General features: G+C 67.4%; 12 protein-coding genes and 1 pseudogene. 5 read left to right on the forward strand and 8 right to left on the reverse strand.

Features of this window, described 5'->3' with window-relative positions:
• Positions 1–27 precede the first annotated feature (27 nt).
• Positions 28–1,002 (forward strand): tripartite tricarboxylate transporter substrate binding protein, encoded by a 975-nt coding sequence (locus tag CDO46_RS21960; protein ID WP_087840730.1) that lies wholly within the window; start codon positions 28–30, stop codon positions 1,000–1,002.
• A gap of 342 nt (positions 1,003–1,344) precedes the next feature.
• On the opposite strand, the gene CDO46_RS21970 is transcribed toward CDO46_RS21960, so the two are convergent.
• The 6 genes from CDO46_RS21970 to CDO46_RS21995 are packed head-to-tail and all read right to left on the reverse strand — an operon-like array spanning position 1,345 to position 5,852.
• Positions 1,345–2,331 (reverse strand): tripartite tricarboxylate transporter substrate binding protein, encoded by a 987-nt coding sequence (locus tag CDO46_RS21970; RefSeq protein WP_087840731.1) that lies wholly within the window; start codon positions 2,329–2,331, stop codon positions 1,345–1,347.
• Positions 2,324–2,701: a chorismate mutase gene (locus CDO46_RS21975; protein WP_087840732.1), complete on the reverse strand. Its 378-nt coding sequence runs from the start codon at positions 2,699–2,701 to the stop codon at positions 2,324–2,326. Before CDO46_RS21975 ends, CDO46_RS21970 begins: the two co-directional genes overlap by 8 nt.
• Positions 2,702–2,735: 34 nt before the next feature.
• Positions 2,736–3,047 (reverse strand): non-heme iron oxygenase ferredoxin subunit, encoded by a 312-nt coding sequence (locus CDO46_RS21980; RefSeq protein WP_087840744.1) that lies wholly within the window; start codon positions 3,045–3,047, stop codon positions 2,736–2,738.
• A gap of 7 nt (positions 3,048–3,054) precedes the next feature.
• Positions 3,055–3,528, reverse strand: coding sequence for an aromatic-ring-hydroxylating dioxygenase subunit beta (locus tag CDO46_RS21985; protein ID WP_087840733.1), 474 nt, complete (start codon positions 3,526–3,528; stop codon positions 3,055–3,057).
• A gap of 18 nt (positions 3,529–3,546) precedes the next feature.
• On the reverse strand, positions 3,547–4,806 hold the full coding sequence (locus CDO46_RS21990) for an aromatic ring-hydroxylating dioxygenase subunit alpha (protein WP_087840745.1): 1,260 nt from the start codon (positions 4,804–4,806) through the stop codon (positions 3,547–3,549).
• A 44-nt stretch (positions 4,807–4,850) separates the two neighbouring features.
• Complete coding sequence (locus CDO46_RS21995) at positions 4,851–5,852, reverse strand: 2Fe-2S iron-sulfur cluster-binding protein (RefSeq protein WP_087840734.1); 1,002 nt, start codon at positions 5,850–5,852, stop codon at positions 4,851–4,853.
• Positions 5,853–5,968: 116 nt separating this feature from the next.
• On the opposite strand from CDO46_RS21995, the gene CDO46_RS22000 reads away from it, so the two are divergent.
• Positions 5,969–6,874 carry a LysR family transcriptional regulator gene (locus CDO46_RS22000; protein ID WP_087840735.1) on the forward strand — a complete coding sequence of 302 codons (906 nt, stop codon included), beginning with the start codon at positions 5,969–5,971 and terminating at the stop codon, positions 6,872–6,874.
• A 19-nt stretch (positions 6,875–6,893) separates the two neighbouring features.
• On the opposite strand, the gene CDO46_RS28440 is transcribed toward CDO46_RS22000, so the two are convergent.
• Positions 6,894–7,064 (reverse strand): hypothetical protein, encoded by a 171-nt coding sequence (locus CDO46_RS28440; RefSeq protein ID WP_176400817.1) that lies wholly within the window; start codon positions 7,062–7,064, stop codon positions 6,894–6,896.
• Positions 7,065–7,283: 219 nt separating this feature from the next.
• Between CDO46_RS28440 and CDO46_RS22005 the strand changes: the two genes are divergently transcribed.
• Positions 7,284–8,234 (forward strand): ribokinase, encoded by a 951-nt coding sequence (locus tag CDO46_RS22005; RefSeq protein ID WP_176400818.1) that lies wholly within the window; start codon positions 7,284–7,286, stop codon positions 8,232–8,234.
• On the opposite strand, the gene CDO46_RS22010 is transcribed toward CDO46_RS22005, so the two are convergent.
• Positions 8,218–9,003 carry a GntR family transcriptional regulator gene (locus CDO46_RS22010; RefSeq protein WP_087840737.1) on the reverse strand — a complete coding sequence of 262 codons (786 nt, stop codon included), beginning with the start codon at positions 9,001–9,003 and terminating at the stop codon, positions 8,218–8,220. The genes CDO46_RS22005 and CDO46_RS22010 overlap by 17 nt on opposite strands.
• 131 nt (positions 9,004–9,134) lie before the next feature.
• Here CDO46_RS22010 and CDO46_RS22015 point away from each other — a divergent pair, with 131 nt between their 5' ends.
• Both CDO46_RS22015 and CDO46_RS22020 read left to right on the forward strand, forming a co-directional pair.
• Positions 9,135–10,181 carry a phosphate/phosphite/phosphonate ABC transporter substrate-binding protein gene (locus tag CDO46_RS22015; protein WP_087840738.1) on the forward strand — a complete coding sequence of 349 codons (1,047 nt, stop codon included), beginning with the start codon at positions 9,135–9,137 and terminating at the stop codon, positions 10,179–10,181.
• Between the two features lie 766 nt (positions 10,182–10,947).
• A pseudogene (locus CDO46_RS22020) lies at positions 10,948–11,464 on the forward strand (hypothetical protein); the annotation flags it as partial.

Here is an 11,464-nt window from a genome sequence, read left to right on the forward strand (position 1 = left end):
GGAAGTGATGAACCCAGGAGACGCCCCATGAATCCGCTGTTACGCCGCATCGGCCTGCCCGCCATCGCCCTGGCGGCCCTCGTTTCGACCGGCGCCCACGCCGAGGACTACCCCGCGCGGGCGGTTCGCATCATTGCCCCCTTCGCCGCCGGCACCGGACCCGACGCCAATGCCCGCGAGATCGCGGCCGAACTGACCAAGGTCCTGGGGCAGACGGTGTTCGTGGACAACCGCCCGGGGGCCTCCGGCATCATCGGCACCGAGGCGGCCGCGCGCGCCACGCCCGACGGCTACACCCTGTACATCGGCACCACCAGCACGCTGTCGGTCGTGCCGCACCTGTATTCCAAGCTGCCCTTCGACGCAGCCAGGGACCTCACTCCGGTCAGCCTGCTCGGCATCCTGAACACCGGGCTGATCGCCACGCCCAAGCTGCCCGCCAACGACATCCGCGCCTTGCTGGCCTTGATGAAAGCCAAGCCCGATGCCGTCAACGTGGCCACGCAGGGGCCGGGCAGCTACTCGCACCTGTCGGGCGAATGGTTCGGATTCAGCGCGAACACCAGACTCAACTTCGTGCCGTACAACAGCAACAGCCCCTACGCCGACCTGCTGGCGGGCCAGGTGCAACTGATGTTCGACGGCCTGCCCGCGGCGGCAGGCAACATCCGCGCGGGCAAGCTCAAGCTGCTGGCGATCACGGGCAAGCAGCGGCACCCCACCTTTCCCGACGTACCGACCTTCGCCGAATCGGGTATCGCGGACTTCGAACCCATCGCCTGGCAGGGGCTGCTGGCGCCGGCAGGCACCCCCAAGGCCATCGTCGACAAACTCAGCGAAGCCATGCGCAAGGCCGCGCAGTCGCCGGAACTGGCCGAAAAATGGCGCTCGTATGGGGGAGAACTGAAGGGAAACACGCCGGCGGAATTCGCCGCGTTCATCGCGGCTGACCGCGCCAAGTGGGGCGAGGTCGTGCGCAAGGCCAACGTCAGGCTGGATTGATCCAGGCGGTGGCCAGTTCGCGGGCGTCAGCGAGGCCGGCGGCGTTACCGATGTGACACTGAAAGGACAAGGCGGCGCCTTCCTTGTCCAGATATCGACACGCACCGGATCTGACGCAGTGTTGGCCAAGGCAGACCTCGAAAGCATCATCGACTGCATTGCCCAGGACAGTCCGGCCGAAGCGCGGCCGTACCGGTCGGCCGGGTCTGCCCGCCTTCGTGAGGGAACTGGTCGTGCACCGGCACTACAACGTTTTTTACCGGATACAGGTCGCGTCCCGCGACCTGGAAATCCTGCGGCTCAAGCACACGGCGCAGATGTTCCCCTGACCCGTACCGGCCGCTATTGCCCCTTCAACCCCAGCTTCCTGATCAGCGGCGCCCAGCGCGTGAGCTCGTCGTCCATATAGCGGCGGAACTCCTGCGGCGTCGTGGCCGCGGGTTCCATGTACTGCGTCTCGAGCTTCTTGCGGACCTCGGGGTCCTTCAGCGCCGTGATCAGCGCGTCGGACAGCCTCTTCTGGATGTCGGCCGGCACCTTGGACGAAACGACGAAACCGATCCAGGCCGAGCCCTCGATACCGGGCACGCCGGCCTCGCCCAGGGTGGGAATGTCGGGCAGCAGGGCCGAGCGCCTGGACGAGGTCACGGCCAGGGCCTTGAGCCGGCCGTCCTTCACCATGGGCATGACGGCGATGGGCGGCAGCGCGGCGAACTGGGTGTCGCCGGACAGCAGGGAGGTCAGCGCGGCCGGAGACGACGGATAGGGCGCATGCACCGCCTTGGCGCCGATCTGCTGCAGCATCAGTTCCACCGACAGGTGCGAGACCGTGCCGGCGCCGGTGGACGGGAAGTTGTACTTGTCCGGGTTCTTCTTCAGCGTGTCCAGCAGTTGCGCCACGTTGGCGATGCCCGACGAGGCCGGCACCACCAGCACGTTGGGCTGGTGCACCGCCAGCGTCAGCGGCGCGATGTCCTTGGCCGGATCGTAGGGCAGCGAGTCGAACAGCACGGTGTTGTTGACCAGGGGCCCGGTGATGGACACGCCGAAGGTGTAGCCGTCAGGCTGCGCCTTGGCGATGGCGTTGGTGCCGATGTTGCCGCTGGCGCCGGGGCGGTTCTCGACCACCACGGTCTGCCCCAGGAGGCCGCCCAGGCGATCGCCCACCACGCGCGCGACCTGGTCGGGGCTGGATCCGGGCCCGAACGGCACGATCAGTTTCAGCGGCCGGGCCGGCCAGGCCTGCGCCTGGGCCGCCAGCGGCAGCGCACAGGCCACCAGCGCGGCTATCATTCCCCGGGCCGCCGCGCGTTTCCATTGCTTATGCATTTCCGTCCTCCGCGCTGGTCATCCTGTCGTGATACTTCTGCTCGACGGCGATGAATGCGGCCACCAGCGCACGGTAGCCGGCATCCACCACGTCCTCCAGGCCTTCGAATCCCCGGTTGTGGCGGGTGGCCAGCGCGCGCACCTTGGCGAACACCTCGGCCTGGCGCGCCGGCGCGCTGACCTGGAAGGCGTCCTTCTTGAAACGCGCGGCATCCTTCACGTACATGGCGCGCTGCGCCAGCAGCGCCACGATCTGGTCGTCCAGCCGGTCGATGTTGGCGCGGACCTCGGCCAGCGTCGCGCACAGCGGCCGATATGCCGGATCGGTGTAGGCCCGCAGCGGGCGGCCTGTCTGGTCAGGCTCCTGCATGTGCATGTCTCCTTGTCGCAAATACGGCATCGGACTAGCTCAACTGCAGCCAGATGCGCCCGCCCTCGACCTTGAGGGGGTAGGTCTTGATGTCTTCGGTCAACGGCGCGCACATCGCCTTGCCGCTGCGCACGTCGAAGCGGCCCTGGTGCAGCGGGCATTCGATCTCCGCGCCTTCCAGGAAGCCATCACACAGGCGCGCGTGGCCGTGCGTACAGATGTTGTCGGTAGCGTAGAACGCTCCTTCCACGCTGTACAGCGCCAGGTCCTTGCCCGCCGCCTGCACGCCGATCACGTCGTCTTCCGGCACGTCATCCGTCGCCGCCACATCGGTCCAGTCAGCCATGGTCACCTCAAATCGGATAGATCAGGGAATTGGGAATCATCTCGGTATCGAACACGCACACGCGCGACGCGAACTTCAGCCCCTCGGGGGTGCGCCGGATGCGGTCGATGTAGCGGCCGACGTTGAATACCGTGGATTCGCCGGTCAGCTTGGTGCGGAACACGGCGTAGTTGGCCTCCACGTGCAACTCGCCATCCTCGTCCTTCAGGATGCGGGGCAGGCCGCACACGTGCCGCTGGTAATAGGGATCGTGGAACAGGGTCTCGCTGATGCCGTACACGCGGTCCTTGAGCATGCCCTTGCTGATCAGGTAGAGCGTGGCCAGCGGCAGCCCGCGGTCGAAATTCTCGCGTGGCTGGATCTTGTATTCGCACTCGTCCAGGAAGAAATCGGGCCACGCCTCCCATTGCCGGCTGTCCACGACCGCCGCGTAGTCGGCATGCAGGCGGGCCACTTCCAGGTAGGTCTGCACATCGTTCATGTTCGTTTCTCCAGGCCCTCAGACGTCCATCACTTTTCGCCAGTACTCGTACATGCCGCGGATCAGCGTCTCGGTCACCATGTGGTCCGTGTTCTCGACGCCCGTTCCGCCCAGCTCCGCCAGGGCACGGTGATAGGGCTTCTGCTCGAAGCCGCTCTGCGAGAACTCGATGACCTCGCCGTCGTCGGCCGAGACGAATCCCGCCGGGCCAAACAGGTTGGCCTGGATCAGGCGGCGCTGGATCATCTCCGGCGTATCGTCCTCGAAGGCGAAATGCGTCCAGACGAAGTCGAACGAGCCATGCCCGTTCGGCTGGATGTGCCGCGTGGACACGCTGTTGACCTGCTGCTGGAAGATCACGCTGGGGAAGATCGTCATCATCACGGCGGTAGGTTCGCCCCACCATGGCTCGTGGACGATGTCGAGCAGGCGCTTGTCGTTGATCTCCATCGTTTCCTTGAAACTGGTCACGCCGGCGGTGACCTCGGACTTCACGCCCGCCGAGCCGCGCGTGGAGATCATGGCGGCGTGGCGGAACCGGTCGTCCATCTTCAGCTCGGACTTGTTGTCCGCGCGCCAAAGGCCGTAGGTGATGAACCAGGTGTGCAACAGGCCCGGATGGTACGGGTCCTTGATGTTCTCCTGCATCAGCTTCCAGTTGCCCGGAATGCGCTGGCGGTTGTAGCCCAGCAGCTTGAGCTTGCGGCCGTTGAACAGGCGGTCGAAATAGCCCAGGATGACCGGGCCCAGGAATTCCTCCAGCGACGGCACGTCGTGGTCGAACGAAGCGAACACGACACCGCCCCGGGTGGCGACCTTGAGCTTGTTCAGGTTGTTGTCGGCGGTCTTGAAGTCGGCCGGCATGCCGCCGTTGACCTTGCCGCCCTGCTTGACGCCGCGCCGGAACGGCACGCCCTGCAGGTCGCCCTTGAGCGTGTAGTTCCACTGGTGGTAGGGACAGACGAGTTCCTTGCGATTGCCGCTGCGCTCGCGGCAGAACTGCATGCCCCGGTGCGCGCAGACGTTCTCGATCACATGGATGGTCTCGTCCTCGGCGCGGGTCATGATGACCGAGCGCTCACCCACCACGGTGCGCTTGAAGTCGCCCGGGTTCGGAATCTCGGCCTCCAGGCCGATGTAGTTCCAGTGGCCCGAGTAGAAGAAGCGCTCGAGCTCCTTTTTGTAGAGCGACTCGTCGGTATAGGCCCAGAACGGGATGCGGCTGGAACCGCTGTCCTTCCATTCGAGTTCGCGCGGGAAAACGGTGGTTTCGCCCATGCTTGCCTCCTTGTCGTGATGGTTGGGATCGCGCGCGGGCGCGGTCAATCGCTGCTTGCGTAGAAAGCGTCGGCGTAGACGTGGTCGGCGGACAAGCCCTTGCGCGCCAGCACCAGGGTGGCGGCATCGACCATGGGCGGCGCCCCGCACAGGTAGGCACGCCAGCCGGCCAGGCCGGCCCAGCCGGCCAGGCCGGCCCAGTCGGCGTCGACCGCGTCGGTCACCAGGCCGCTGCGGTGTCCCGGCAGTTCAGCCCCCGCCGCCACGACGACGTGCACGTGCAGATTGTCATGCCGGGCCGCCAACTCGTCGAGCCAGGATTTGCCGTAGACGTCCTGTTCGGAACGCACGCCGAAGTACAGGTGGATGTCGTTGCGCATGCCCGCCTCGAGCGCGCCGCGCACGATGGACAGCACGGGCGCCAGTCCGGTCCCGCCGGCCACGCACAGCATCGGGCCGGCGTGCTTGCGGCGCAGGTAGGCCGTGCCCAGCGGGCCGCTGACGCGCACCTGGTCGCCTACTTTCAACTGGGTGTCGATGTAGCCCGAGACGCGCCCTTCGGGCACCACGCGCACGTGGAACTCCAGTTCGTTGCCGCTCAGGCAGGCCATCGAATACGGCCGGATGTGCTCGGGGGTGAATTGCAGCGTCGCGTACTGGCCGGGCGAGAACTCCAGTGTCTTGGCCGATCGCAGGACCACGCGGCGGATGTCGTGGGTGACGGCCTCGATGCTGGCCACGGAAGCCTTGAGCACCTTGGCCGGATGCACCACCAGTTCGTCGACCTCGGGGATCTCGATGGTGCAGTTGTCCGTCAGCACGCTCATGCAGGCCAACACGTAGCGGCCGTCGTGCGGATTGGTCAGCTTGGCCTCGCGGCCCGATTCCAGCACGCCACCGTCCAGCACCTTGCATCGACAGGTGCCGCAACGGCCGGCCATGCAGCTGTAGGACACGGGGACGTCATTGCTGCGCAGCGTCTGCAGCAGGTTCGCGCCTGGCTCCACCGCCAGCGAGCGGCCCATGGGCTGAACGACCAATTCCATGTGTGTCTCGCGTTTTGGAGTAGTTGTGTTCGTCGACGAAAGTATAGGAAGGGGTCGAATATTTATATATAGAATATCGTGAATAGACTCAATCACCAGTGTGAATGGTTGGCCTCATGGAACTGAAAGACATCGACCTCAATCTGCTGGTCGTCTTCAACCAGATGCTGATGGAACGCAAGGTATCGGGCGCGGCCGAGAAGCTCGGACTGACGCAGCCGGCGGTCAGCAATGCGCTCAACCGGCTGCGCAAGCTGCTGGGCGACGACCTGTTCCTGCGCACCACACGCGGGATGGAACCCACGCCCTACGCACGGCAACTGGCCGAACCCATCGCCTACGCGCTCGGCACCATCCAGGACACGCTGAATTTCCGCAGCAGCTTCGATCCGGCCAGCAGCAACCGCACCTTCACGGTGGGCATGACCGACATAGGCGAGATCTATTTCCTGCCCAGGCTGATGGAGGCCGCCGCCCGGATCGCGCCCGGCGTGTCGATCAACACGGTGCGCAACACCACGGTCAACCTCAGGGATGAAATGGAAGCCGGCCACGTGGACCTGGCCATCGGGCTGCTGCCACAGCTCAACGCCGGCTTCTTCCAGCGCCGGCTGTTCACGCAGAAGTACGTCTGCATGTTCCGGCGCGGCCACGAACTGGACGGCCGCAAGCTCACGCTGGATGCGTTCCGCAAGGCCGACCACGTGGTGGCGGTATCGGCCGGCACCGGGCATGGCATCGTCGACGAATTCATGAAGAAGAAAGGCGTGCAGCGCAAGGTGCGCCTGACCGTACCGCACTTCGTGGCGATCGGCCACATCCTGCGATCGACCGACATGATCGCCACCGTGCCCGAGCGCTACGCGAACGAGTGCCTGGAGCCGTTCAACCTGACCGCGGTGAACCATCCGGTGGCGCTGCCCCGGATCGGCATCAATCTATTCTGGCACGCGAAGTTCCACCGCGAGCCGTCCAACCAGTGGCTGCGCGGCCTCATCTTCGACGAGTTTTCGGACCCGTGAGGCCGCGCGTGGCCCACGGCTATTTCCGGACCGTTTCCACCTTGCCGTGATGGTGATCGGAGGAAGCGACATCCCGCGGGGTCTCTTCATTCTTGTCCCCGCCGTTGAACATCATCAGGAGCTTGACCAGGATGTATATGACGGCCACCGTTGCCGCGATGATGCCGATAAAGACCAGAAATGTAGCCATGGCGAGTCCTCCTATTGAGAACTTCCAGTCTAGTGTCGGCCCCCCCGCCGTGGCCGCCTGGACGGTTACTATCCGGAAAGGGGCCATTTGGCGCTCACGCCCGTCATACGCGCGATTCGGGCGCCAAAGACCATTACGAAGTCGTAATGCAAGGCGCTCGCCGGCGCAGGAAGGGTTTGCTCGACCATGAAAGGCCACCCGCGACACGAGGACCGTGCCATGTCCGCCACGCCGCCGCGCATCGCCGTCCTGGGCAGCTTCATGCAGGCCTGCTGCTGGAGCGTGGATCGGCTGCCCCGGCCGGGCGAAACGCTGCGGGCCCGCGGCTTCGTCGCCGAGGCGGCGGGCAAGGGGCTGGCCGTGGCGGTGGGATGCCACCGGCTGGGCGCCCGGGTCGACCTGTTGATGGCGATCGGCAACGACACCCCGGCCGATAGCCTGCTGTCATGGCTGCACGGCGAAGGACTGGACACCCGCCGGATCCTGCGCTGCGGCCAGCCCTCGGGCCACGGCGCGGGATTCATCGGCGCCGACGGCGACAACCAGATCGTCGTGCACCCCGGTGCCAACGAGGCACTGGGACCGGACCAGATCGCCGCGGCGGAAGAAGACATCGCGTCGGCCGCGCTGCTCTACGCCCAGCTCGAAGTCCCGCTCGACACGGTGCGCGCCGCGCTGGCGCGGGCGCGCGCGCACGGCGTTCTGGCCGTGCTCAATCCCTCGCCCTGGCAGACGTTGCCGGACGACGTCCTGGCCTGCACCGACGTGCTGGTCGTCAACGCAGGCGAAGCGCAGGTCCTGCTGGAATGCGCCTTGCCGGCCGGCCGGGACCAGCGGCTGCGCGCGATCGCGTCCGCCCTGCCCGCGCTCTGGCGGCGCTGGCCGGGAAACTGGCTGGTGGTCACGCTGGGCGACCAGGGCAGCGCGGCGTGGAGCCGCGACGGCGCACACCACGTGGCCGCGCCCATTCCCACCCGCATAGTCAAGACCATAGGCGCGGGCGACGCCTTCAGCGCCGGCCTGTGCCGGGCGCTGGCCGGCGGACGAAGCATGGCGGCCGCGCTGGAGACGGCCGGCGCCTGCGCCGCATGGTCGATCGCGCATCCCGGCATCCTGGCCTCGCTGCCGGACCGCGACGGGCTGCGCGCGATGCTCAGGACCGGAGCTTGAGCCGGTAGACGTAGGCGTCGCCGCGGAACGTGCCTTCCACGTATTCGACCAGGACGTCCTGGGCCGAATGGGATCGCCGCTTCAGCAGCAGGCAAGGCCCGGGCTGCGCGAAGCCGAAGACCTCGCCTTCCTCCGGCGAGCTGAACACGGCCTCGACCGACTGATCGGCCCAGGCCAGTTCGATGCCGCAGTGTTCGCGCAGGTGGGCGTACGCCGACCCCTTGCCATCCCATTCCGCCAGCCCGGGCGCGACGGCCAGGTCGTACCACGCGACCTCGCGCGACATGGGCGCGTCGTCGGCCAGGCGCACCCGCACCAGCTTCAGGAACTCGGCATTCGAGGGCCGCCCGAAGATCGACGCCACCATGCGGTCCTGGACCACGGCGCGCGCCAGCACCCGGGTCGAGGGAACCAGCCCCAGCTCCCGCATTTCCTCGGTGAACCCCTTGAGCCGCTGCATGGCCGGCGATACGCGGGGGGCGGCCTTTACCACGGTGCCGCCGCGCCCCTGCGAACTGGCCACCGCCTGAGTATCCCGCAGGGCGTCGTAGCAACGCTTGATGGTCGTGCGGCTGAGGTTCAGCGCCTGGGCCAGCACACGCTCGGACGGCAGCCCGTGGCCGGGGCGCAGTTCGCCGCCGTCGATCAGCGCCTGGATCTGGCGCTGCAGCTGGATGTAGTACGGCGTGGTGACGGTGTCGTGCAGGCGCAGCCGCGAAAGCAGCAACTCCAATACCGGGTCGGCCGGGCCGGGAGCTTGCAGGGGCATGGGCAGGAAGGGCTCGAAGGGAAATATTGTGACGCGCCTTGCAATGGACACAAAAAAAGAATCCAATTACAGGAAAACAAGATACCAAAAATAAATCCATAAGCACAGTTCCGATTCATCAGGACGCGCCCATGCCTGTTTTTCGCCGTCCGCCGCGGCGCCCTTCCCGGTCCGTGGCGCCCGCCCTGCTGCGCCTGGCGGCGCTGGGGCTGGTGGCCGCTGCTTCCGCCGTCCACGGCCAATCGCTCCGGCTGGGCGTACTGCCGGTCGAAGGCCCGCTGGAAACGCGCAACGACTGGGCCCCTCTGGTCGCGGACCTGTCGCGGGCGCTCGGCCAGCCGGCCCGGCTGCTCGCGCCGACCTCCTATGACGCCATGGCCGCGGCCCTGCGGCGGGGCGACATCGACCTGGCGGTGCTGTCGGGCCAGTTGGCCATCGACGCCGTCACCCGCTATGGCATGACGGTGATCGCCCGCGGCCTGCCCGCCGACTCCGACCGTCATCGCACCGTCCTCATCGCCCGCCGCGGCGCCGCGCCCGCCACGCTGGACCAGATGCTGGCCCTGTCGGCCAAGTGGCGCCTGGCGCGGGGCGAGGTGCGCTCCTTCTCGGGCTATCTGGTCCCGCAGCTTCAGTTGTTCCTGCCGCGCGGGTTGCGCATGGAAGCCTTCTTCGCGGCCGAGGTCCAGGGCAGCCACCAGACCAATGCGCTGGCGGTCGCCAACGGCGAAGCGGACGTGGGCCTGACCACCGGCTCCGACCTGGCGCGCTTCAAGGAACGTTTTCCGATGGAGTACGGCCGGCTGGCCGTGCTGTGGCGATCGGATCCGCTGCCCGCGCCGCTGGTCGTGGCCCGGCGCGCGCTGCCGGAATCCGTGCGGGCGCGCCTGGCCGCCCACCTGACTTCATTGGAACAGACTCGTCCGGGCCAGGAACAGTTGGCCCGGCACGATCTTGCCGGGTTCGAGCCCGCGGGCGACGCCGCGCTGCTGGACAATGCCGGCCTGGTGTACCGCTTCGACCGGCAAAGCGCGCTGCAGGGCAGCTGGACCGACGAGGCCGCGCGGCAGACGCGGCTGACGCGCATCGATCAGGAGTACGCCTCCCTGCGCGCGGCGCTGGACCGGCCGCCCCGGCGCAAGGCCCAGACGATGTCCGCCGCGGACACGTCGCACTAGGCTGAATCGACATTCATGAATGTCTGGGATCGGGTTCTTGAACCGTCCTTGATCGGTGGGGTGGGGCGGCCCGCGGTGGGGCGCATTCGGAGCCGCCGGAGTTGGCGCGGTTGGCGGGGAAGCAAGGGCGTGCATGTGTGAGCGCGGCAGTAGGAATAGCCCGGGGGGCTATTCCCGCGCGAGTTCACGCCCGCCCCGCCAACCGCGCCAACTCCGGGAAGTCCCGCGCAGCGGGACCGGCTTCGCTGCGCCCCACCGCGGGCCGCCCCACCCCTCCGGTCAAGGACTACCGACGGTGATGAGTGACGATCGCAGATTCAAAAACGGTGTAGGTTCTTTATCCCATTAAAGAAGACGGCCGCACTGAAATTCACGGGGCGAGGTGATTAACGGTGCAGGTCTTGTCCGGGGCGCCGGGGCCGGGGGGCGGGCGGGGCGCATTCGGAGCCGCCGGTGGGGACAGGGTGGACGGGGAAGCAAGGGCGCAGCTGTTTGAGGACGGCTTTCGGGGTAGCCCAGTGGGCTACCCCGGTCCGAGTTCTGCGCCCGCCCCGGCCACCCTGTCCCCACCGGGAAGTCCCGCGCAGCGGGACCGGCGTCGCTGCGCCCCGCCCGCCCCCCGGCCCCGGTGCCCCGGACAAGACCGGCTAAAGAAAACGAATGTCGAACCAGCCTAGGGCCTGTTCTCGCTAAAAGGATGCCCGCACTGCCCCCGGGCGCCGATTCCTATATAGTCTGTCGGCTTGTAGACCCGATCAGGACGCCGATGGATGAACGAGCGGCCAGGGACGTGGTGCTGGCCCACGCCCTGGAAACCACCGACGACGAACACCAGTTGCTGCGCGCCGAGGATCGCCGCGAGGCCAGCCTGAGCGCCCGCAACCTGTGCGGATTGCAAGGCGGCCGCGACGCCGGACGGGACCCGGCCGGCAGTTTCCTGCAAACCCGCGCGGCCCTGCTGCTGGATGGGCTGGAGCGGCGCGCGCCGGCGCTCAAGGCCATGCGCCATCCTCCTCGCCTGGCCGCCCTGGCCGGCTGGCTGCTTCCCTTGGCGGCCTTCCTGGCCGGCGCGCTGACCGAACGCATCGCCAACCCGCACCGCATGGACCTGTTGTCGCCACCGCTGCTGGCCGTGCTGGGCTGGAACCTGCTGATGTATGCGCTCCTGGCCGTCTCCGTCGCGGTGCCGCCCCTGCGGCGTCGGGGCGCGGCGCTGTTCGCGCGGCCCTGGCTGCCGCAAGGCTGGCGCCGGCGCCGGGGCGGCCGCGCGCTTCAGATTGCTC

Origin of the sequence: Pigmentiphaga sp. NML030171, assembly GCF_002188635.1 — a bacterium.
Taxonomy (GTDB): domain Bacteria; phylum Pseudomonadota; class Gammaproteobacteria; order Burkholderiales; family Burkholderiaceae_B; genus Pigmentiphaga; species Pigmentiphaga daeguensis.